We start from the raw sequence: 21,099 nt of genomic DNA, 5'->3' as shown, positions 1-21,099 counted from the left end.
GAGGGAACTTTCATGATCGAACCCACATTGAATCAATACGCGCCGCCCACGGCGGCAGTTTCAGACGTCTCGCCAGAGAGCGCCGGTTACTCCGAGCTGAAGTATTTCTCGACCAAGGGCCGTATCGGCCGGCTGCGTTACCTGGCTTATTCCACCGGCTCTTCGCTGATCATCATGTTCGTGCTGGGTCTGGTCATGGGGCTGCTGGGCGCCCTGGGCGGCGGCGCTCTGGGGTTGCTCGGCACCCTGGTCTCGATCGTGGCCTATCCATTCATCATCTGGTTTGCATTCATCTGCGCCATCAAGCGCTGCCATGACGCCAACCTGAGCGGATGGTGGAGCCTTGGCATGTTCATCCCGCTCGCCAACTTCGCCTTCTTCCTCGTACCCGGCACCAAGGGCAGCAACAACTTCGGCCCCCCGCCGCCGCCCAACACGCTGGGCGTGAAGGTCCTGGGCCTGATCCTGCCCTTCATCTTCATCATTGGCATCGTGGCTGCGATCGCGCTGCCGGCCTATCAGGCTGCGAAGATGCGTGCGGGCGCGACGCAGTCGTCCAGCCAGCTTTAAGTCACTTTCAGGGCCGCCCCGGGCCTTGGCTCGGGGCTGACAGCGCCCGCACCCGCTGCACGGCAGAGTCCTGGGTGACCGGGGTCAGGGCCAGGGCATGTCCATGAAGGCACCGCTTGTGGACAGACTTGTCTACAATGCAGACCATGACCTCTGCTTCTCCCACATCCGTGCCTGTGGCCCCCTTGGTGATGCTGTCCGGCCTGGCGGCGGACCCTGCCGTGCTGGAGACCTTGCCCGCCCGGGACCGCATCCTGCACACGGCCCACGATCTGTTTTATCGGGACGGCATTCGCGCCACCGGGATCGACCGCGTGATTGCCGAAGCGCGCGTCACCAAGGTCACCTTCTACCGGCACTTTCCCAGCAAGAACGAACTGATCGTTCACTACCTGACGCTGCGGCATGAGCGCTGGATGGCGTGGTTCACCGACGCCCTCGCCCGCCACGGTGGGCAGGGGATGATCGCACTGGTGGAGTCCTTGCGGGAGTGGTTCAGCTCGGAGGGGTTTCGTGGCTGTGCGTTCCTCAATGGCGTGAGCGAAATCGGCGCCGCCCTGCCCGAAGCGCTGGAGATCACCCGCCAGCACAAGGCCGACATGGCGGAGGCGATTGCCCGCCTCTTTCCGGCCGGCCCCCAGCGCAAGCGCCAAGCTGCGGCATTGGCCCTGGCGGTGGATGGCGCCATCGTCCAGGCCCAATTCGCGGAGTCCGGTGATGCGGCCCTGCGCCATCTGAAGTGGCTGGGTGACAAGAGCATGACTGGCGCCTGAGCCTGAGCCTGAGCCTGAGCCGGTGACCGGCGAATGGCGAATGGCGAATGGCGAGCGGTGACCGGCGAGGGGCACCAGGTCTTCAGCCGCCGCCCGCGCCAGCCGCCCCGGACCCGGCCGTCTGCTCCGGTCGCACAGCCGGCTTGAGGGTGAACATCACCCACTCCGGCCGCATGTTGAAGCGCACCGGATAAATGCTCACGCCCAGCCCGCTGGTGATGTAGACCTCACGACGGCCGATGCGCACCCAGCCATGCGTCTGCCGGCGTGGCCATCCGTGCGGTGCCACGATGGAACCATAGCCCGGCAACCAGACCTGGCCCCCATGGGTGTGAGCAGCCACCGTCAAGCCCCTGCCTCTGGGCAACAGCCGGGCACTGGCAGGGTCATGCATGAAGGTGAGGGTCTGTGCATTCGCGGGCAGGCCGCGAAGGGCCCCGGCCGGGTCACTATGGCCGGTCGTCCGGTCCCCGATGCCCACCACCCACACCGACGTGCCTGGCAACCGGACCGACTCGTTGTGCAGCACCCGCACCCCCGCCGCTTGCAGCGCCTCCGTCAACTTCGGGCCGTTGGTCCACCAGTCGTGGTTGCCCAGCACCGCATAAACGCCATGGCGGGCCTTGAGCTGGCCCAGCACCGAGGCAATCTGCCCGGCGGTGGTGCCGTCCTCCCCGCGGCCAAAAATGAAGTCTCCCGGCAACAACACGACATCCGGCTCGGTGGCATTGATGTCCCGCACGATGGCGGCGGCGCGCTGCACGGTCATCACATGCCTCGCCTGCTGGGCGATGTGCCAGTCCGACGCCACCACCACCTTCAGCCCCGCCGGTCCCTGCCACCCGGGCACGGGCACGTCAAAGGTGCGTTTCGCGACCCATCGGGGTTCGACCAGCACCGACCAGACCGCCAGCAGAGCGACCAAGACGACGAGGGTCAGCACCAGGGTGAGCATCAGCTTCAGTAGCCGACGCAGCCAACGCCAGAGCTTGGCAAGAACGGGAGAAGAGGACTGCAAGGAAGACAAAACGGACCCACCTGTATGGCGCTGCTGGCAGGTTATCACCCCTGCTTCATCCCTCTGCAGCGCGCCCTTCCCTCGCTCGGGCACCGCAGGGCCCTGCAAGCCACGTGACAGCTCCGCGACAGCTTTCTTCAGTGCCGTTTCAGCTTCGGTGGCCACCATCGCGGCATGGACACCTTTCTGCCCCCGGGCCACTTCCGTCCGTCCGATGCGCTCAGCGGCTCCTTCCTGTCTTCGGTTGCAGGGGCGGCTGCAATGGCCCCGGTGATGCACGCGCCGGGGCGCGAGTGCCTGCCGACCGTCTCCTGCATCGTGCCCAGCTTCAATGAAGCGGAGAGCCTGCGTGAGCTGCTGCCGCGTCTGAGCGACGTGCTGCGCATGCAGGCGAGCGCCTGGGAGATCCTGGTGGTGGACGACGGCAGCCGCGACGACAGCGCCGCCGTCTTGCGCCAGCTGGCCGCGCTGCCGCGCCTGAGCGGGCTGAAGGTGTTGCAGCTGTCCCGCAATTTCGGCAAGGAGGCCGCGCTCAGCGCCGGGCTGGTCCAGGCCCGCGGCGATGTGGTGATGATGATGGACGCGGATCTGCAGCACGACCCCGCCCTGATTCCCCAATTCCTGGATGCATGGCGCCATGGGGCCGACATGGTCTATGCGGTCCGCACGTCCCGCCAGGACGAACCGGGCTTCAAACGCTGGGGCAGCCGGCTGTTCTACGGCCTGCTCAACCGCGGCGCTCGTTTTGAAGTGCCCGCCGATGCCGGCGACTTCCGCTTGATGGACCGCCGCGTGGTGGATGCGCTGTTGGCCCTGCCGGAGCGCAATCGCTTCATGAAGGGCCTGTATGCCTGGGTCGGTTTCAACACCCTGGCGCTCCCCTATCAACCGGCCGCTCGCGCCCATGGGCAGAGCAAGTTCCGTCCGTTGCGCCTGGCACAGCTCGCGCTCGATGGGCTCACTGCGTTCACCAACTGGCCCCTGCGCGCGGTCAGCGCCTGCGGGATGCTGCTGGCCCTGCCCGCCCTGCTGTATGGGGCCTACCTGACGGCCATGTACCTGCTGTACGGTCACAAGGTCAGCGGCTGGACCACCATCGTGGTCAGCCTGATGCTGTTCTGCGGGCTGCAACTGGTGTCACTGGGCATCGTCGGTGAATACGTGGGGCGCATCTTTGAAGAAGTGAAGGGCCGTCCGCTTTACCTGGTGAAGGACCAGTGGGGGCACGGGCTCTCGGCCACCGTCGGTTCGTCGCAGGTGCAGCCCGCCGTCGCGGCACAGGGGCATTGATGCGCGCAGCGATCAACATGCCGGCGCTCACCCGCCGGGAATGGGTCCGGGTGGCCCTGTTGGCCGGGATCTGGCTGGCCTGGAGCGCCGGGCTGCGGCCGCTGGAGCTGCCCGACGAGGGCCGCTATGCCGGTGTGGCCTGGGAAGCGCTGCGCAGCGGTCACTGGCTGGTGCCCACGCTCAACGGCGAGCCCTTCTTCCACAAGCCCCCGCTCTTCTACTGGATCACCGAAGCGGCGATGCGCCTGCTGGGTCCGACCGCGCTGGCCGCCCGCGCCGCAGCACTGTCTGGCGGTTGGCTGGCGGCGATGTCGTTGTGGATGCTGCTGCGCCACTGGGCGGCGCCGGGCGTGGCGAAGGTCGCCTGGCTGGTGCTGCTGGTCATGCCGCTGACCTTTCTCGGGAGCCAGTACGCCAATCTGGACATGCTGGTGGCGGGCTGTGTCACCGCCACGGTCTGCCTGGCGGCCGATGCGCTGCTGCGCCGCGCACAGGGCCAGCCCTGGCGGGGCCTGTTGCTGGCCGCCCATGGCATGGCCGGGGTGGGCATGCTGGCCAAAGGGCTGATCGGCTTGGTGCTGCCGGGCTTGATCGTGGTGATCTGGCTGGGCTGGCGGCGTCGTTGGCGTGATCTGCCCATCCTGTTCTGGCCCCCGGGCCTGCTGCTGATGGCTGCGGTCGCCGCCCCCTGGTACCTCGTCATGCAGATGCGCTTCCCGGAGTTCCTGCACTTCTTTTTTGTGGTGCAGCACTTCGAACGCTTCTCCGGCGGCGGCTTCAACAATGCCATGCCGTTCTGGTTCTTCCCGGCGGTGCTGCTGGTGGCCTCTCTGCCGGCCCTTCCGTGGCTGGTCCTGGGCCATCTCGGTACCCGCCAGGGCGAAGGCAGCGACCCGGACGGCATCACGGCACTGATGGTGGTGTGGCTGGTGGTGGTGGTGGTGTTCTTCTCGCTGCCGCAGTCGAAGCTGGTGGGCTACATCCTGCCCGCCGTGCCACCGTTGGCGGCGCTGGTGGCACTGGCCTGGCACCGGCTGCAACCGGCGCCGCGTCGCATGCGGATGTGGGCCTGGGCGAGCCTGTTGCTGTCGGCCGGTGTGAGTGTGGCGGCCGTGGTGACCCTCACCGTATCGCCCCTGCGCAGCACGCGCGCGCTGGCGCTGGAGCTGCGCCAGCTGCGCCACAGCGGCGAACCGGTGTACATGCTCAACCGGTTCGACTACGACCTGCCGCTTTATGCAGGCCTGGAATCGCCGGTCTGGGTGCAGAGCGACTGGAACCGATCCGACCTCATGGACCGAGACAACTGGCGCAAGGAACTGGCCGAGACCCGGTACTTTGCGGCGGGTGGCCGCACCCCGCATCTGATTGACGAAGCCGCCGTGACACAAGCCCTGTGCAAGGCGCCGGTGTCCTGGGTGGTGGCCTCCACCCGCGATGTGCCGGCCCATCCCTGGCTGGCCCCCATCGTGCCGGTGTCCACCCGGCGCGGCCTGTCCCTGTGGCGCATCACCCCGGCGCAGCTCCACTGCCCCATCGCAGGATGAACGCCGCCGCCACCATGATCGAAGCGCTGGTGACACGGGTCCTGCCTCGCCTGTGTGTCTGTGCCGACGATTTCGGCCTGCATCCGGCGGTGAACGAAGCCGTGCTGCGACTGGCGGCCCAAGGCCGCCTGCATGCCACCAGCGCCATGGTGGGCGCACCGGCCTGGCAGGCGGGCGCCACGGACCTGAGCCGACTGGACGCCACCGACATCGACGTGGGGCTGCACCTGGACCTCACCGAATATCCGCTGACCGTGCCGGCGAAGGGCCTGGGATGGTGGCTGCTGCACGGGCCCCGTCGGGTCCCGGCACTGCATCGTGAGGTGCATGCGCAACTCGACGCCTTCGAACAGACCCTGGGCCGCATGCCGGCCTTTGTGGACGGCCACCAGCATGTGCATCAGTTCCCTGGTGTGCGGGATGCCTTGCTCACGGTGCTGGCAGACCGTTATCCGGCCCACCACCCCTGGTTGCGGTCCACCCGCCATGGGGGCCGGGGGTTCAAGCCCTGGGTCATCAACACCCTGGGCCGACGCGGGCTGGAGCGCGACGCGGCGGCCCTGGACTTTGCGTTCAACCGACGGCTGCTGGGCGTCTACGACTTCCGGGGCAATACCACCGATTACCAAAGGCATCTGCAAGGCTGGCTCGCCGCCGCCCGGGACGGTGATCTGCTGATGTGCCATCCCGCCACCGCCCTGGTGCCCGGCGATGCCATTGCTGCAGCCCGTTGCCAGGAATTCCTGGTCTGGTCGGCCGGTGAGTTGGACGCCTGGCTCTCCCACCACACGTTGCAACTGGCGCCCATGAGCCGGACCCTGAAACGGCCCCCACCCTTGTGGGACACAGCGCCGGCCTTGCTTCTGGGGCATTGACGGCGCCCGCCGCGCAGTGAAAGAATCGCGGCCTTTCCAACCTCTGTCTCATCTGGAGCCCACCGTGCCCCGCATGTCCGTCACTCGCTAACAGCCGACGACTGCCCTCTCTGGCAGCCATCGTGTCGGCGCCGTCTGCGCCCATGAAGGCTGCGGCACGGGTTCCTGCTCTCCGGACGCTTGCCATGAAGCCGACGGAGCCCGAATCTCCCGCTTCCCTCTCCCGCGACTTCACCGCTGGTGTGCATCACCTGCGGTGGTGACCTGTCCGCGCCGTTTCACGTTCGTCGGTTCCTTTCTCCGGAATGGGCATGCCTGCGCCAAGAATGCGGCATGCAACGACGATGAATCTGCACTCCTTGCCGCTGTTGCGGTATCCCCGCACCGCGCACCTCGCGGGCAGTCGCCTGCAAGCCGATGACTCGGCCCACGACCAGACGCCGCTGGCCGCGCTGGCCGACTGCCATGTCGTCATCGAGGAAAAACTCGATGGCGCCAATGCCGGTCTCTCCTTTTCAGAAGGCGGCGATCTGCTGCTGCAATCTCGCGGGCACTATCTGTCCGGTGGGTTGGGCGAACGCCAGTTCAATCTCTTCAAGGTGTTTGCAGCCGCCCATGAGGCGCGGCTGCTGGAACGGCTGGAAGACCGCTATGTGATGTATGGGGAATGGCTCTATGCCAAGCACAGCATCTGGTATGACCGGCTGCCGCATTGGTTGCATGAGTTCGATGTGTACGACCGCCATGAGGGGGTGTTCCTCTCCACGCCTCGTCGGCATGCGCTGCTGGCCGGGTCGCCGATCCTGTCGGTGCCGGTGTTGTATGAGGGGCCGATGCCAACGCAGCCGCAGTGGCTGTGGTCGCTGGTGCGTCCGTCGCTGGCGAAGTCTGCACAGTGGCGTCCTGCCTTTGAAGACGCGGTGCGGCGCGAAGGCCTGGCACTGCCGCTGGCCTGGCAGCAGACCGACAAGGCGGATCAATCCGAGGGCCTTTATCTGAAGGTGGAAGACGCCCATCAGGTGCGGGCCCGCTACAAGCTGGTGAGGCCGTCTTTCACCCAGACGATCCTGGAGGCGGGAGACCATCACACCCAGCGGCCCCTGTTGCCGAATCAGCTGGCCGCCGGTGTCGATGTCTTTCATGAAGTGCCGACGCTGAACTGGCGCGACCTCGGTCTGGTCACGCTGACCTCGCTGGAGGCGCTGAAGTCAGCCGTTCGGGGTCTTCCCCCCAACAAGGCCCATCGCAGCTGAGCGGTGGGCTTCAAGGAGAACCCCATGTGGACATGGAAACAACTGCAGGCCCTGGTGCCCGCCGCCGGGCAATCGCCCGACTACCTGGCCTGCCTCGATGCCTTCCCGGTGCTGAAGCTGGCACAAACCACCCCGCAGGACCCTCGCCATCACGGTGAAGGCGATGTGTGGACCCATACCCGGATGGTGGTGGAGGCCCTGCTGACGCTGCCGGATTACCAGACCGCCTCGCTCACGGACAGGCAGACACTTTTTTTCGCCGCTTTGCTGCACGACGTCTCCAAACACGCCACCACGGTGATCGACCCGGTGACGGGCGCCATCGGCCAGCCCGGCCATTCCCGCATGGGTGCGGTGGATGCACGCGGCCTGTTGTGGGAGAGCGGCATGCCGTTTGACCAGCGGGAGGCCGTGTGCCGAATGATCGCGGCGCACCAGTTGCCCTTCTTCGTGATGGCCGACCTGCGCAGCGGACGTCCGCCGGAGTGGGTGGTGCGGCGGCTCTCGTGCGCCTTGAGCATTCCCTTGCTGGCCGCTCTGGCGGAGGCCGACATGCGCGGCCGCCTCTGCGAGGACCAGGCCCGGGTGCTGGACAACATCGAGTTGTTCCGGGAACTTGCGCGGGAGGATGGCTGCTATGGTCAGCCCCGGGCATTTGCCGATGCACACACCCGCGTCAGCTATTTCCGTGGCGCCGATGTGCATCCGGACTACCCACTCTTCCAGGAGCCGGGGGCGAAGGTCACGGTGATGTGTGGTCTGCCCGCCTCTGGCAAGGACACCTGGGTGGCCGCGCACCGTCGCGGCTGGCCAGTGGTGTCCTTTGATGATGCACGGGCCGAACTGGGCCTGCGCCATGGCCAGAACGAGGGCATGGTGGCCCATGCCGCGGTGGACAAGGCCAAAGCCTTGCTGCGGGCCCACACGCCCTTTGTCTGGAACGCCACCCACCTGAGCCAGTCCATGCGCGACCGGACGCTGGACCTGCTGTATGCCTATCAGGCGGAAGTGGAGATTGTTTACCTGGAGCGCCCCCGCGAGGAACTGCTGAGCCGCAACCATCGTCGAGACACGTCGCTCTCAAACAAGACGCTGCTGGGGATGCTGCGCAAATGGGAAGTGCCTGCCCCCACGGAGGCGCATCAGCTGCACGATCTCGTGGGAGTTTGACCGATACGGCTCTCGCCCGCTCGTTTCACCTGTGCAAGGTGCTGCTGTTTTGCGGCGCGCCCTAGGTGGGAGCCGCGTCGTAGGCTACTATGGGTCAGCAGTGGCACCCCACGCACACCCCACACTCACGGAGGACACCGCGATGGCCACCAAACCCAACTATCAGTACGAGAAACGCCAGCGCGAGCTCGCCAAGCAGAAGAAAAAGCAGGAGAAGGCGCAGCGCAAGACTGCCCCCGGCCCTGCCGACCAGGCCCAGGGCCTCAAGGAGTCCAACTGAACCTAGACGGCCCGATCCGTCATTCCGGCTTGTCCAGCACGGCCCGCACGCGGGCCGCGAGTTCGTCCAGGGTGAAGGGCTTGCCCAGCAGTTCCACACCGGCGTCCAGCACGCCGTTGTGCACCACGGCGTTGCGGGTATAGCCCGTCGTGAACAGCACCTTCAGCGCCGGTCGGCGCTTGCGCACCTCATCCGCCAGCTTGCGGCCGTTCATGCCCGGCATCACCACGTCGGCAAACACCAGCGCGATGTCCGGGTGGGCATCAATCAGCTTCAGCGCCAACTCGCCTCCATTGGCTTCCAGCACGCGGTAACCCAGTTCGCTCAAGGCCTCCACCGACGAGCGGCGCACCGACTCTTCATCCTCCACCACCAGAATCGTTTCCTGGCCGTCGCTCAGCGGCATCGGCATGGAGGCGGTGGGCACCGGGTCGTCCTCCGGCGCATTCAACAGCCGTGGCAGGTAGATCTTCACCGTGGTCCCTTGCGCCAGCTCGGAATAGATCCGCACATGGCCCCCGGACTGCTTGACGAAACCATAAACCTGGCTCAGCCCCAGACCCGTGCCGCGCCCGACCTCCTTGGTGGTGAAGAAAGGATCAAAGGCGCGGCTCATCACTTCCTGGGTCATGCCACTGCCGGTGTCGCTCACCGCCACCATCACGTATTGACCGGGGGAGACGCCGACCTGCTCCGAGGCATACCGTTCGTCCAGATGGGCATTGGCCGTTTCAATGGTCAGACGGCCACCGTCGGGCATTGCATCGCGCGCATTGACCGAGAGGTTGAGAATCGCGTTTTCCAACTGGTTGGGGTCGGCATGGGTGCGCCACAGCCCACCACCCAGGACCGTTTCCAGCTCGATGGCGCCGCCCATCGAATGGCGCAGCAGGTCGGACATGCCCGCCACCAGCCGGTTGGCATTCAGCGCCTCGGGCCGTAGCGGTTGCTGGCGCGAGAACGCCAGCAGGCGCTGGGTCAGCTGCGCCGCACGCCGCGTGGCGTTGCGGGCGGAATCGACATAGCGCATGGCCAGCGCGTCGTCCTTCAGGTATTTGCGCGCCAGCAGGTCCAGCGAGCTGACCACCACGGCCAGCATGTTGTTGAAGTCATGGGCAATGCCGCCGGTCAATTGGCCGACCGCTTCCATCTTCTGGGACTGGCGCAGCGCCTCTTCGGTCCGCATGCGATGTTCCAGTTCTTCCTGCACGCGGCGCTCGAGCGTGTCGTTCAACTCGCGCAGTGCCCGCTCGGACCGGTGGCGCTGGGTCACGTCCTGGAACAGCACCGCCACCTGCTTGCGCTCCACCGGTTCCACCCTGAAGGCCGCCAGTTCCAGATAACGACCGGTGCGCTCCAGCTCACGTTCAAACCGCACCGGCACGCCGGTGAGCAGCACATTGCGATAGATCTCCACCCAGCCTTCGGCCTCGGCCGGCACCATGTCCCGTACCTTCTGGCCGACCACATTGGGAATACCGGCATTGGCGGCATAAGCGGGATTGGCCAGCACATGGACATAGTCGCTCAGCGGGCCGTGGGGGCCATCGATGAACTCGATGACACAGAAACCTTCGTCGATGCGCTCAAACAGCGTCTGGAACTGTCGCTCGCTGTCGTCCAGGCGCCGCAGTTGAAGCACCTTCTGGGTGGTCTCCCATACGGTGCAGATCAGGCCCTGGATCTCACCCGCTTCGTCGCGCAGCGGGGTGTAGGAGAAAGTGAACCAGGCCGGCTCCTCCTGCCCCTTGCGGTTGGCCATCAGCGGGAGGTCTTCGCAGTACACCGCACGCCCATTCAAGGCGCTTGTGATCAGGTCGCTCACCTCCGGCCACACCTCGGACCAGACCTTCTCCAGCGGGGCCCCCATGGCAGCAGGATGCTTGCCCCCCAGCATCTCGACATAGGCCTCGTTGTAGACCATCGTCAGCTCAGGCCCCCAGGCGAGCCACATGGGCAGGACCGAGTCCATCACCATCGCGACGGCGCTGGTGAGCGGCTGGGGCCATTGGCCCGGGGGGCCCAGCGGCGTGGACGCCCAGTCCGTCTGGCGCAGGAGCGCATGGGCCAGCGGGCTGCCTGCGGGAAACGACGGCGCCTGGGGCAGCGCGGGCGATAGGCGTGCGTCGTCGGTCATTGGGGTGGGCGGGCAGTGGACGGTAAGGAGGGGCTGCGATGCAGTATCGCAGCCCGATCGTGAAGCCCGCCACGGGAAGAGTCTCTAGGCTCGGTGCCGCGAGCCGCCCCGTGTTCACTGGGCGCCCGGATCGGCCTTTTTGTTCGTCGCTCTTGCTGCCGTGGCCGTGGCTGTGATGGCCGCAGTGGTCACGGCAGGGGTGGAAGCAGTTGTAGCGGCATCCATCGCGGCACTCGTCGCGGCCGTGGCCGCCGGATGGCCCGCCGGATGGGCCACCGAATGGGCCACCGAATGCGCCGCCATAGGGGCCGCCGTATGGCCCGCCGCAGCGGCTCTCAGCTTGTCCTTCTTGCTGGGGCGTCGCCCTTTGACACCGCCGTGGGGGTCCGCCACCACCGCAACCGGGGCCTGTGTCGGCTCAAAGCCCTGCACCTGCTCCCGCGGCACCCGGCGCCCTTGCCGCTTTTCGATCAGGCGGAAGTGCGATTCCGCACTTTCGCCGAGGAAACTGACCGCCAAGCCGGTTTCGCCCGCGCGGCCGGTCCGGCCGATGCGGTGCACGTAGTCCACCGCCGAGCGAGGAAGGTCGTAATTGACCACCACCGGCAGCCGGGCGATGTCGATGCCACGCCCGCCCAGATCGGTGGCCACCAGCACCTTGAGCCGGCCGGACTTGAACTCGGACAAGGTCCGCATCCGTGCGCCCTGGCTGGCGTCGCCATGGAAGGCGGCGGCTTCGATGCCGGCCCGGCGCAGTTTGTCCGCCACATGGTCGCAGGCATATCGGGTGGCGACAAACACCAGCACGCGTGACCATTGGCCCTGTTCGATCAGATGACGCAGCAGCGGCGTCCGGCGCGCCTCATCGACCTGAATCGCGCGCTCCTCGATCCGGGCCTCGGCCACCGGGGCCTGGGCAATCTCGATGCGGACCGGCTGACGCAGCAGTTGATCGGCCCACTGCTGAACCGTCTCGGCAAAGGTGGCCGAGAACAGCAGCGTCTGGCGGCGACCCGGCAGCAGCGACAACACCCGCTGCACTTCGTCCGCGAATGCACCATCCAGCAAGCGGTCGGCCTCATCCAGCACCAGGGTGCTCAGCTCGGAGAGTTTCAGGCCGTTGTGGTCCACCACATCAAGCAGGCGGCCTGGCGTGGCCACCACCACCTCGGCGCCGCCGCGCAGCGCCATCAACTGCGGGTTGATCGACACGCCGCCGAACAGCACCGCCACCTTCACGGGTTCGGCCAGGTAGGGCGACAGCTGGCGCAGCAATTCGCCCACCTGCACCGCCAGCTCCCGCGTGGGCACCAGCACCAGCGCGCGTGTGCGACGCAGGGCCGGACGGGGCCCCGCATCGATCTGCTGCATCAAGGGGAAGGCATAGGCGGCCGTCTTGCCGGACCCGGTTTCGGCGCTCGCCTGCAGGTCCTGCCCGGCCAGTGCCGGCCCCAGCGCTGCGGCTTGAATGGGGGTGGGCTCGTCAAAGCCGAGCTCTTGCGCAGCTTGCTGCAATCGGGGCGACAGGCCCAGGGAAGCAAAGGTGCTCACAGACGACGCACCTTCACCGAACGTCCCTTCACCTTGCCGGCATTCAGGCCGCGCAGGGCCTGGTCCGCCACGCTGCGGTCCACCGCCACGTAGGTGGAAAACTCATTCACATTGATCTTGCCGATCAGGTGGCCCTCCAGGCCCAGATCCTTGGTCAGCGCACCCAGCACATCCCCCGGACGGATCTTTTCCTTGCGTCCCCCCAGGATCTGCAGCGTCACCATCGGTGGTTGCAGCGGCAGGCCACCGCCCTGGTCGGTCAGCTCCGACAGCGGATGCCACACGCTGGGTGTGCCCTGCAATTGCTCAATGCGGCCGACGCGGCCCATCTCGTCCATGCTGGCCAGGCTGAAGGCCCAACCGTCTTCATCCGCACGCCCCGTTCGTCCCACACGATGCACATGCACTTCGGGGTCGGGCGTGATGTCGACGTTGATCACGGCTTCCAGTTGCGCAATGTCCAGGCCACGAGCCGCAACGTCGGTGGCCACCAGCACGCTGCAACTGCGATGGGCAAATTGCACCAGCACCTGGTCTCGCTCGCGCTGGTCCAGGTCGCCATGCAGTTCCAGCGCGGCCATGCCTTGCGCCTGCAGCACCGACACCAGATCCCGGCACTGCTGCTTGGTGTTGCAGAAGGCCAGCGTGCTGGACGGACGGAAGTGATTCAGCAGCAAGCCCACCGCATGCAGGCGTTGCGCCTCCTCCACCTCGTAGAAGCGTTGACGAATCTTGCTGGCGGCATGCCGCTCAGTGAGCTTGACCTCCTGCGGCTCGCGCATGAAGCGCGCCGCCAGTGAGGCCACACCGTCCGGATACGTGGCAGAAAACAGCAGGGTCTGGCGCGCCTTGGGGCAGGCCTGCACCACCTGGGCGATATCTTCGGCGAAGCCCATGTCCAGCATGCGGTCGGCTTCGTCCAGCACCAAGGTGTTCAGCGCCTCCAGCGACAAGGTGTCGCGCGACAGGTGGTCCAGGATGCGGCCCGGTGTGCCCACCACGATGTGGGCGCCATGGGAAAGGCTGGCGAGCTGATTGCGGATGGGAGTGCCCCCGCACAAGGTGAGTGTCTTGATGTTGTCTTCGGCGCGCGCCAGGCGACGAATCTCCTGTGTGACCTGATCGGCCAGCTCACGCGTGGGGCACAGCACCAGCGCCTGCACGGCAAAACGACGCGGATTCAGATTGGCGAGCAGCGGCAGGGTGAAGGCGGCTGTCTTGCCGCTGCCGGTCTTGGCCTGGGCAATCAGGTCACGGCCGGCCAGCGAGAGGGGCAGGCTGGCCGCCTGGATGGGGGTCATCGTCAGATACCCGAGCTGCTGCAGAGTGGCCTGCATGGCAGGCGGCAGAGGCAGTCGGGCAAACGAGGAGGCGTCGTCCGCCGCAGGGGCGGAGGCTGCGGCGGACGACGGTGCCGGCGCCACAGGGCCGGAGGATTCAATGCGGGTCATGCGCAATTGTCGCGGCTTTCCGGGCCGTGGCCGGCGGCGACATGCCGTTCGCGGTGATATTTGCGGCAGGGGCGCCATCGGCAGCGGAGGGGAGACAGCCGATGCCCACCAAGGTGCGCTCCACCGCGAGGTCCCAGTCGGTGTGAGGCACCCCTTGCGCGCCCAGGGCCTGGGTGAGCCTGTGGCTGTTCATGTGCAGCGGCACGCGCCACAGGTAGCGCATCTCGGCCAGTTCGCGGAACAGCGGCACCAGGGGCGAGCCCAGCGTGACCGCCCACCAGGGAAACGCCACGATGCGTGGCGTCTCGCCCGTGCGGCGCAGCACCACGCGGCGGATGGCGTCCACCATCTGCCGGCCATCCGCATCCCAGTGGCCTTCGAAGTGGAAAGGCGCAAAAGCCGGCCACTCCTGGCGGCGCTCGATCAGCCGCTTCATCGTCTCCGCCACGTCGGGCAGGTAGGCCCATTGATGGCCCACCCCGCTGCGCCCGGGTTGCTGGACCTTGCGCACCGGCTGCCCGGCGGTCACCAGCCCCTGGGAGAACCAGTTGTTGGCAGCGCCAGGACCGAAAAAGTCCCCGGCCCGCAACACAATGACGCGGAAGGCGCCCTGCCCCACTCCCTGGCGCAGGCGACGCTCCATCTCCACACGGATGGCGCCTTTGCGGGTGACGGGCTGTTGCGGCGACAACTCATGCGGACGCGGCAGGCTGTCCGGGCCGAAGTTGTAGACGGTGCCGGGCAGCACCACCGTGGCCCGCTGTTCGGTCGCGGCGGCCAGGGTGTTGTCCAGCATGGGCAGCACCAGCTCGCTCCAGCGGCGGTACCCGGGGGGATTCACCGCATGCACGATCACCGAGCATCCCTGCGCGGCGGCCATCACATCGTCCCGCTGCATGGCATCGCCGTTCAGCCACTGCATACCGTCCCGCACGACTTGCGGAACCTCCAGGCCGCGGCGCAGCGCCTTCACCGTCCAACCGGCATCGCGCAGTGAACGGGCCACGGCGCCGCCGATGCCGCCGGTGGCGCCGAGGACCAGCACGGTGCGGGCGGGGGCAGAAGAGCCCGTGACAGCGGAATAAGGGGTGTAAGAAGTGCTGAAGGCGGTGTTCATGGCGCTGCTCCTGGATGTCGGGGTGGGATGCAACGGATTCTGCGGAGCCAGCTCTTGATTGAAAATTACCGAACTTCGACAGGCGGCTATACATTTACGTATGACCTCCACCATTGCATGGGAGTGGTATCGCTCCTTCCTGGCCGTCCTTCGGGAGGGATCGCTCTCAAAAGCCGCACGGGTGCTGGATTTGACCCAGCCCACCGTGGGGCGGCATGTCACCGCCCTGGAAGCGCAGACCGGGCATGCGCTGTTCATTCGCACGCCGGCCGGCCTGGCGCCCACCGAAGCGGCGCAGGCCCTGCGCCCGTTTGCCGAGGCCATGGACAGCACGGCCGCCGCCATGGAACGGGCCGCCCGCAGCCATGGAGACGGCGTGCGGGGTGTGGTGAGAGTGACGGCCAGCGAGATGGTGGGGGTGGAGGTGCTGCCGCCACTGCTGACGCAGTTGAGGGCTCAGCATCCGGCCCTGGTGGTGGAACTGGTCATCAGCAACCGCGTCCAGGATCTGCTGCGCCGGGAGGCGGACGTGGCCATCCGCATGACACAACCCCGGCAGGAGGCGCTGATTGCGCGGCGGGTGGGCTGCATCGAGGTGGGCCTGCATGCCCACGAACGGTATCTGGAGACCGTCGGAACGCCACAGTCCCTGGAGGACCTGGCGGACGGCCGCCACACCCTCATCGGTTATGACCAGTCGGTGCCCTACATCCGGGAACTGGCGCGGCGCTTCCCGGTGCTGGAACGGGAACGCTTTGCGCTGCGGGCGGACAGCGACCTGGCGCAACTGGCCCTGATCCGCGCCGGGGCTGGCCTGGGTCTGTGCCAGGTCACACTCGCCCGCCGTGACCCGGCCCTGCGTCGCGTGTTGGAGACCCAGATCAGCATCCCGTTGGACACCTGGATCACCATGCATGAAGACCTGCGCAGCAGCCCACGCTGCCGGGTGGTGTTTGAGGCATTGGTGGAAGGCCTGGCCCGGCATGCGGGCGAAGGGGCCACAGGTGGCGCTCTAGAGGCCTTGGGCGCGACGCCATGAAGCCCACAAATGCCTTCACCTTCGGGCTGGCCAGCCAACATCGGCCATCCGCTGCGCACCTATGAGGCGTTGGTGGCCGAACTGCTGGCTGAGGTGGCGGCGGCACCGGGAGTTGGGGCCGGCTGATCCGGCAACCTGCGCAACTGCGCCTGCGCCAGCCGGTGATAGATGGGCACGCTGATCCAGCGCGACATCAGGCTGGCCAGCAGGGCCGCTGCCATGAGGCTCAGCACCATGGCGTGGCCATCCACCATTTCCATGACGATGATGAACGCGGTGATGGGCGCCTGGGTCACGGCGGCGAGAAAGGCCGTCATGCCGATGGCAATCATCACCGCCGCGCCTTGATCCGGCCCCGCCAGCTGGGCGATGTCGCTGCCGATGCCCGCACCAATGGCCAGCGACGGCGCAAAGATGCCCCCCGGCACACCGGACCACACCGCCAGCCAGGTGGCCACGATGCGCAAGGTGACATAGAGCACCGGCAGGTCCAGCTCGCCCTCCACGAGACGACGGGTGTAGCTGTAGCCGCTGCCGTCGGTAGCACCGTGGCTCACCCAGCCCATCACGGCAATGACCAGGCCGCAGGCAAAGGCAAAACGCACCGGATAACGCGCGCGCCAGCGGCTGAAACGGTCCTGACCGCCCAGCAGGCTGCGCTGCAGCAAGCGGGAAAACACCCCACCCATCAAGCCACAGGCCACGGCCGTGAGCAGGCCTGGCCACAGATGCGCCCAGGTCAGAGGCTCCACGCGCAGGCGGCCGAAGTAGCTGGCGTTGCCGAAGACCGACACCGCCACCAGCCCCGCCAGGACGATGGCCGCAATCAGCAGGCCACTGGTGCGCTGCTCGATCTTGCGCGTCATTTCCTCGATGGCGAACATCACACCCGCCAAGGGGGCATTGAAGGCGGCCGCGATGCCAGCGGCACCACCGGCCACCAGCAGCCCGTCGTGATGCAGCGGTGAACGCTGGGGCAGCCATCGCTGAGCGTGTTGCATCACACCGGCGGCAATCTGCACCGACGGCCCCTCCCGGCCAATGGCCAGCCCGCCCAGCAAGCCGCCGGAGACGAGCAGCAGTTTCTCGGCACTCAGGCGCAGGGACACAAACAGGCCTCGGTGTTCCGGTGTCACCTGCGGGGCCAGCGCGGCCATCACCTGCGGAATGCCGGACCCTGCGGCTCCAGGCGCGAATCGTCGCGTGAGCCACACCAGCAAGGCGGTGCAGCACGGCGTCCAGACCAGCGGGGCCCACGGGGACCAGCGGCGCAGATGATCGAACCCATCAATGGCCCCATCACTCACCCAGGTGAACAACACCACCGCCAGACCGGCCAACACGGCGTACAGCAGCACCACGGCGCGAGCCATCCACTGCCGCCAATCGGTCAGGTCTTCCCGCATCGAGGCGAGGATGTCGGGCTCCGCCTCGGCATGTCGGGACGAGGGAGAGGCCGTATCAAGAGGGGGCGTCATGACAGGCCGCGAAGTCGATGCAGCAGCAGACGAGGGGGAGGTAGACGACGCGACCGAACTTGATGCCGTAGACGTCGGTGGCGGAGAAGGCGGCTCTGCGGAAGGTGTGGGCGCTGTCGGATCCATGCCGCCAAGTATCGCGCGGTCCGTCGCAGCGCCGGGCTCCTGCCGCACGCGGGCGGTGGCCGTCGTCAAGCGCTCTGGGTCATTCAACAGGGTCGGCATGCGGGTTGCTCCTGCCGGATCCACTCCGGGGTTCCCCATATGTCGTCCACTGCCACGGTCCTGCGTCATCTGTCGGCCACAGCATTCCGTACTCCGGTGCTGGGTGTGCTGCTTCTGGCCGTGCGGAACTATGTGCTGCACCAGAGCGCGAATCAGGCGGGCAGCATGGCGTTTTCAACGGTGCTGGCGATGTTTCCGTTGCTGTTGCTGCTGTCCGCAGGCGCGGCCTTCATCGGCGCCCCTGGCGATGCAGCGGCGCTGGTCACACGGGTGGTGGACTACGCCCCGCCCCTGGTGCGCAGCGCCATGCAACCGGTGATCAATCAGGTGCTGGCGCAACGCAGTCAGGCCCTGCTGGCGATCGGACTGTTTGTCACGCTGTGGACCGCCTCGTCCGGCATGCAGGCCGTCCGCACCGCACTCAACCGCTCCTACGGCATCGAACGAGGACTGCCTTTCTGGCGCGCCCGGCTCAAGGTGACCCTGTTCACCGTGGTGGTGGGGGGCGGCATTCTGGCCACCTTCAGCTCCGTCATCGTGATGCCGTATGTGTGGCAGGTGCTGGAGGAGAGCACCGGCATGGGCCGTGACACTCTCTGGCTGCGCAACAGTGTTCGTTACGGTACGGCGTTTGCGGTGCTGGTGGGCTTGTATGCCCTGTTGTATGGGTGGCTGCCAGACATTCGTCAGCGCATCAGCACCGTGCTGCCGGGTGCGGTGGTGGGTGCGGCGCTTTGGGTGGGGGCCGCGGCCACGCTCTCCTACACGCTGCGCAGTGCGGGAAAGCTCGCGCTGCTCTACGGCAGCTTTGCGGGCGTGGTGGCCACGCTGGTGTTTCTCTACATCAGCGCCACCACCTTGATCTATGGGGCCGAGGTCAACGGGGTGATGCAGGAGCGGCAGACCCAGGCATCACGGCCGCCGGTCCGATCCGGTGGAGGGCACATGCGTGGGCTCGGTCCCGCCCTCTGCCGTCTCGTCAAACGTCTCTTTGCCCACCGGTGAAAGGTCCAGCGGCTTGTGGTGAAAGCCCTCCCGGTTGTTATCGATCGCGTCGCGGGCCTGCTTGGCCATGCGCTTGGCCTCGTCACTCCGCGGTGGGTCGGCCACAGTGGACGAGCTCGACACCGGCGTCGGAGCGTCCGGGCTCTGGATCGGGTTGGTGGCTGTCATGGGGTGTTCCTTCATTTTGGGTCTGAGGTGCCTCTGCCATGGACACAGGGCCCACGGGTGGACAGCGGGATGGGAATCAGGGTTGCTTGTCCATGGCCGCATTCACGGCATCCACAGGCGTGGCGCCACTGCCCAGCTCCACACCGGTCACCGGCTGGCTGAACGGATCAGAGGCCGTTCGGCTCCGCATGGCGCTCACGTCGCTGTCCTGGGCATCGGTCAGTTCCACCGAGCTCTGCCCATCCCCGCCATCCACGGCGCACTGCTGCTCGCGGTCGGACACATAGCTGAATACGGCGTCGTCATTCCATGGACTTCTGATGGGCAATCTCGCGCGTCATCAGAAACCCCAGCGCTTCCTTGACACCCGGGTCGTCCGTCACCGCCATGAGTCGTTCATAGACGATCTTGGCGCGGGCTTCGGCGGCGATGTTGGACCGCAGATCGGCCGTCGGATCACCGATGCTGTCGATGTAGCCGGCATTCCATAGCTGCCCGCCAGAGTTGGTCAGCGCCGGCCCTCCACCGTAGAGCACCTGGGTGACATGGGAGTCGTTGCCGGCACCCTGCAAAGACAGGAAGAGGTCTGCTTCCGCGTCATTGGCTTCCGCCAACTGGCCCTTGGCGCCCTTGTTGAGCATCGCCACGATGGTGCCAATCACCTCCAGATGGCTGAGTTCTTCCGTGGCAATGTCCAGCAGCATGTCCTTGCGGCCCGCATCGTCCTCGGCCAGGGCCTGGGTGAAATAACGGCATGCCGCCGCCAGTTCGCCCTGAGGGCCTCCGAATTGTTCGAGCATCAGATTGGCCAATGCCGGATTGCATTCTCGAACGCGGACCGTGTATTGAAGTCGCTTGTTGTGGGCAAACATGGGGATCTCCTTGCTGATCGCTGGCGGGGTGGCTGGGCTGGGGTCTGGGTCTCAATGCGAGATGGCCGTTGGTCGATGCACACGACCATGCCTCTTCGTCAGCAAGCGGTAAACCACAGTGGCTGAAAGGGTCACCCCATTCGCCGCGAGCCCTGCCTTTGCGAGGCGAGTCCGCTTCGATGAGTGCCTGCCTGCCTCGTGCATACGAATGGGAGGCGCTCGAATCCACAGCGGGACTGCGTTTCAGCACAGGGTTCTGGAACAGGGACCGGGAAGTTCGACTGGCTCGCCCACGCGCCGAGTCCGCGACCCACCCATTCCGAGATATGGGAATTCATACGGCACCGCTCACACACTTGACCAGGCAAGTGCGGAGGGCCTGTTCATCGCTTGAGGATGCTGATGCTGCCGTCGGTCTCCAGAATGGCCAGCTTCATATCCCGCAGGGAGCAGTCCGCCTCGCGCAGGGCCTGCTGAATATCAGCTTCCCCCAGCCGGTGGCGGCGGAGCACATCCGGAAACCACCGGCCTCCCCGGCCAATCAACACCGGCGCCCCATCCAGCAAGCGCTCCAATCGCTTGCTGCGGGAACTGATGAAACCGAGCAGGCCGTTCATCAGGATCAGCGTCGCAGCCAGAATCCACGCACCCACCACCGAATCATCCCCACCGCTCAAGCCGTTGCTGACAGCCTCGCTCAACAGCATGACCACCAGCAGGTCGAACGGTGTGAACTGGCCCACCGTCCGCTTGCCCGACAGACGGACCATCAGAAACAGGGCGAAGTAAATCAGGGCCGCACGGGCCAGCAACTCCCACCAAGCCACTTGAAGACTGAACATGCCGGCATTCAGCAACGCTCGTGCCTGGCGTACTGAATCGCCTGACGTCCGAATCCACGATTCGCCTGTCGAAGCGGTCCTCAGCTCCATGGCGGGGATCTTGGGCGCGGACGAGGTGATGCAAACGGCGGGCAACGCTGAGCGGCTGTTACGGCGACGGCACATCGTCCAGGCACTGCAGGTCATGCGGGACCTCGAAGCGCTGGCCCGCGCGCCGGTGCAGTCGATTGAACACCAATGGCCGGACGACGTGGCCCTGCGGACCGGCCGTCTGGGTCATGCCGGAGCGCCGGAGCATGCGGCGAACGATCCGGCCGGTGGGACGTCATCGACCGCACCGGCCGCCTCAGCGATCGAGGATGCCGGCGATCTTTCACAATTGCTGGAGCGCTTGCACGCCAGCGCATCGCCTAGGTGAGCCGGCGCAGCGTCCAGGCG

The 21,099-nt window shown here is 66.6% G+C and carries 18 protein-coding genes and 1 pseudogene; 11 read left to right on the top strand and 8 right to left on the bottom strand.

The features are described 5' to 3' along the window. Window positions 1-12 precede the first annotated feature (12 nt). Both OU995_RS08995 and OU995_RS08990 read left to right on the top strand, forming a co-directional pair. Window positions 13-570: a DUF805 domain-containing protein gene (locus OU995_RS08995; RefSeq protein WP_267835181.1), complete on the top strand. Its 558-nt coding sequence runs from the start codon at window positions 13-15 to the stop codon at window positions 568-570. 191 nt (window positions 571-761) lie between these two features. Further along, the gene (locus OU995_RS08990) at window positions 762-1,343 is read left to right on the top strand and encodes a TetR/AcrR family transcriptional regulator (RefSeq protein WP_267836220.1); all 582 of its coding nucleotides are present in this window, start codon (window positions 762-764) and stop codon (window positions 1,341-1,343) included. An 82-nt stretch (window positions 1,344-1,425) separates the two neighbouring features. Here OU995_RS08990 and OU995_RS08985 read toward each other — a convergent pair whose 3' ends face one another. Next, a complete protein-coding gene (locus OU995_RS08985) occupies window positions 1,426-2,370 on the bottom strand; it encodes a metallophosphoesterase (protein WP_267835180.1) in 945 nt (314 codons plus the stop codon). 252 nt (window positions 2,371-2,622) lie between these two features. Between OU995_RS08985 and OU995_RS08980 the strand changes: the two genes are divergently transcribed. The 6 genes from OU995_RS08980 to OU995_RS08955 all read left to right on the top strand — a co-directional run bounded on the left by OU995_RS08980 (window position 2,623) and on the right by OU995_RS08955 (window position 8,776). Then, complete coding sequence (locus OU995_RS08980; protein WP_267836219.1) at window positions 2,623-3,651, top strand: glycosyltransferase family 2 protein; 1,029 nt, start codon at window positions 2,623-2,625, stop codon at window positions 3,649-3,651. Continuing rightward, entirely contained in the window at window positions 3,651-5,198 is a 1,548-nt protein-coding gene (locus tag OU995_RS08975; RefSeq protein ID WP_267835179.1) for an ArnT family glycosyltransferase, read from the top strand. Before OU995_RS08980 ends, OU995_RS08975 begins: the two co-directional genes overlap by 1 nt. Further along, entirely contained in the window at window positions 5,195-6,073 is an 879-nt protein-coding gene (locus tag OU995_RS08970) for a ChbG/HpnK family deacetylase (RefSeq protein ID WP_267835178.1), read from the top strand. Before OU995_RS08975 ends, OU995_RS08970 begins: the two co-directional genes overlap by 4 nt. Before the next feature lie 344 nt (window positions 6,074-6,417). Continuing rightward, the gene (locus tag OU995_RS08965; RefSeq protein ID WP_267835177.1) at window positions 6,418-7,326 is read left to right on the top strand and encodes an RNA ligase family protein; all 909 of its coding nucleotides are present in this window, start codon (window positions 6,418-6,420) and stop codon (window positions 7,324-7,326) included. 24 nt (window positions 7,327-7,350) lie between these two features. Next, a complete protein-coding gene (locus OU995_RS08960) occupies window positions 7,351-8,496 on the top strand; it encodes an AAA family ATPase (RefSeq protein ID WP_267835176.1) in 1,146 nt (381 codons plus the stop codon). Between the two features lie 142 nt (window positions 8,497-8,638). Further along, entirely contained in the window at window positions 8,639-8,776 is a 138-nt protein-coding gene (locus tag OU995_RS08955; RefSeq protein WP_267835175.1) for a hypothetical protein, read from the top strand. Between the two features lie 19 nt (window positions 8,777-8,795). On the opposite strand, the gene OU995_RS08950 is transcribed toward OU995_RS08955, so the two are convergent. The 4 genes from OU995_RS08950 to OU995_RS08935 all read right to left on the bottom strand — a co-directional run bounded on the left by OU995_RS08950 (window position 8,796) and on the right by OU995_RS08935 (window position 15,032). Beyond that, window positions 8,796-10,913 carry an ATP-binding protein gene (locus OU995_RS08950; protein ID WP_267835174.1) on the bottom strand — a complete coding sequence of 706 codons (2,118 nt, stop codon included), beginning with the start codon at window positions 10,911-10,913 and terminating at the stop codon, window positions 8,796-8,798. Between the two features lie 114 nt (window positions 10,914-11,027). Continuing rightward, on the bottom strand, window positions 11,028-12,464 hold the full coding sequence (locus OU995_RS08945) for a DEAD/DEAH box helicase (protein ID WP_267835173.1): 1,437 nt from the start codon (window positions 12,462-12,464) through the stop codon (window positions 11,028-11,030). Further along, a complete protein-coding gene (dbpA, locus tag OU995_RS08940) occupies window positions 12,461-13,801 on the bottom strand; it encodes an ATP-dependent RNA helicase DbpA (protein ID WP_267836218.1) in 1,341 nt (446 codons plus the stop codon). Before dbpA ends, OU995_RS08945 begins: the two co-directional genes overlap by 4 nt. Before the next feature lie 100 nt (window positions 13,802-13,901). Then, window positions 13,902-15,032: an NAD-dependent epimerase/dehydratase family protein gene (locus tag OU995_RS08935; RefSeq protein ID WP_267835172.1), complete on the bottom strand. Its 1,131-nt coding sequence runs from the start codon at window positions 15,030-15,032 to the stop codon at window positions 13,902-13,904. 100 nt (window positions 15,033-15,132) lie between these two features. On the opposite strand from OU995_RS08935, the gene OU995_RS08930 reads away from it, so the two are divergent. Beyond that, window positions 15,133-16,071, top strand: a complete 939-nt coding sequence (locus tag OU995_RS08930) for a LysR family transcriptional regulator (protein ID WP_267835171.1) — start codon at window positions 15,133-15,135, stop codon at window positions 16,069-16,071. A 59-nt stretch (window positions 16,072-16,130) separates the two neighbouring features. On the opposite strand, the gene OU995_RS08925 is transcribed toward OU995_RS08930, so the two are convergent. Then, the gene (locus OU995_RS08925; RefSeq protein WP_267835170.1) at window positions 16,131-17,549 is read right to left on the bottom strand and encodes a chloride channel protein; all 1,419 of its coding nucleotides are present in this window, start codon (window positions 17,547-17,549) and stop codon (window positions 16,131-16,133) included. Window positions 17,550-17,813: 264 nt separating this feature from the next. On the opposite strand from OU995_RS08925, the gene OU995_RS08920 reads away from it, so the two are divergent. Further along, window positions 17,814-18,779: a YihY/virulence factor BrkB family protein gene (locus OU995_RS08920; RefSeq protein ID WP_267835169.1), complete on the top strand. Its 966-nt coding sequence runs from the start codon at window positions 17,814-17,816 to the stop codon at window positions 18,777-18,779. 244 nt (window positions 18,780-19,023) lie between these two features. On the opposite strand, the pseudogene OU995_RS08915 reads toward OU995_RS08920, so the two are convergent. Continuing rightward, window positions 19,024-19,819: pseudogene (locus tag OU995_RS08915) on the bottom strand (manganese catalase family protein). Window positions 19,820-20,202: 383 nt separating this feature from the next. Then, on the bottom strand, window positions 20,203-20,661 hold the full coding sequence (locus tag OU995_RS08910) for a DUF421 domain-containing protein (protein WP_267835168.1): 459 nt from the start codon (window positions 20,659-20,661) through the stop codon (window positions 20,203-20,205). On the opposite strand from OU995_RS08910, the gene OU995_RS08905 reads away from it, so the two are divergent. Beyond that, entirely contained in the window at window positions 20,660-21,079 is a 420-nt protein-coding gene (locus OU995_RS08905; RefSeq protein ID WP_267835167.1) for a hypothetical protein, read from the top strand. The two genes, OU995_RS08910 and OU995_RS08905, sit on opposite strands and share 2 nt — an antisense overlap. Window positions 21,080-21,099: the final 20 nt, after the last annotated feature.

Source organism: Roseateles sp. SL47, assembly GCF_026625885.1.
GTDB lineage: Bacteria > Pseudomonadota > Gammaproteobacteria > Burkholderiales > Burkholderiaceae_C > Roseateles.
The sequence above is the reverse complement of the archived record's forward strand: the minus strand, read 5'-3'. Positions and strand labels throughout refer to the sequence as shown.

Excerpts from the sequence above, each read along its gene's own strand:
- OU995_RS08955 (WP_267835175.1), top strand. The coding sequence starts at position 8,639 with ATGGCCACCAAACCCAACTATCAGTACGAGAAACGCCAGCGCGAGCTC.
- OU995_RS08920 (WP_267835169.1), top strand. The coding sequence starts at position 17,814 with ATGTCGTCCACTGCCACGGTCCTGCGTCATCTGTCGGCCACAGCATTC.
- OU995_RS08905 (WP_267835167.1), top strand. The coding sequence starts at position 20,660 with ATGCCGGCATTCAGCAACGCTCGTGCCTGGCGTACTGAATCGCCTGAC.
- OU995_RS08910 (WP_267835168.1), bottom strand. The coding sequence starts at position 20,661 with ATGTTCAGTCTTCAAGTGGCTTGGTGGGAGTTGCTGGCCCGTGCGGCC.
- dbpA (WP_267836218.1), bottom strand. The coding sequence starts at position 13,801 with ATGCAGGCCACTCTGCAGCAGCTCGGGTATCTGACGATGACCCCCATC.
- OU995_RS08965 (WP_267835177.1), top strand. The coding sequence starts at position 6,418 with ATGAATCTGCACTCCTTGCCGCTGTTGCGGTATCCCCGCACCGCGCAC.
- OU995_RS08925 (WP_267835170.1), bottom strand. The coding sequence starts at position 17,549 with ATGACGCCCCCTCTTGATACGGCCTCTCCCTCGTCCCGACATGCCGAG.
- OU995_RS08950 (WP_267835174.1), bottom strand. The coding sequence starts at position 10,913 with ATGACCGACGACGCACGCCTATCGCCCGCGCTGCCCCAGGCGCCGTCG.
- OU995_RS08995 (WP_267835181.1), top strand. The coding sequence starts at position 13 with ATGATCGAACCCACATTGAATCAATACGCGCCGCCCACGGCGGCAGTT.
- OU995_RS08990 (WP_267836220.1), top strand. The coding sequence starts at position 762 with ATGCTGTCCGGCCTGGCGGCGGACCCTGCCGTGCTGGAGACCTTGCCC.
- OU995_RS08975 (WP_267835179.1), top strand. The coding sequence starts at position 3,651 with ATGCGCGCAGCGATCAACATGCCGGCGCTCACCCGCCGGGAATGGGTC.
- OU995_RS08970 (WP_267835178.1), top strand. The coding sequence starts at position 5,195 with ATGAACGCCGCCGCCACCATGATCGAAGCGCTGGTGACACGGGTCCTG.
- OU995_RS08935 (WP_267835172.1), bottom strand. The coding sequence starts at position 15,032 with ATGAACACCGCCTTCAGCACTTCTTACACCCCTTATTCCGCTGTCACG.
- OU995_RS08960 (WP_267835176.1), top strand. The coding sequence starts at position 7,351 with ATGTGGACATGGAAACAACTGCAGGCCCTGGTGCCCGCCGCCGGGCAA.
- OU995_RS08980 (WP_267836219.1), top strand. The coding sequence starts at position 2,623 with ATGGCCCCGGTGATGCACGCGCCGGGGCGCGAGTGCCTGCCGACCGTC.
- OU995_RS08930 (WP_267835171.1), top strand. The coding sequence starts at position 15,133 with ATGACCTCCACCATTGCATGGGAGTGGTATCGCTCCTTCCTGGCCGTC.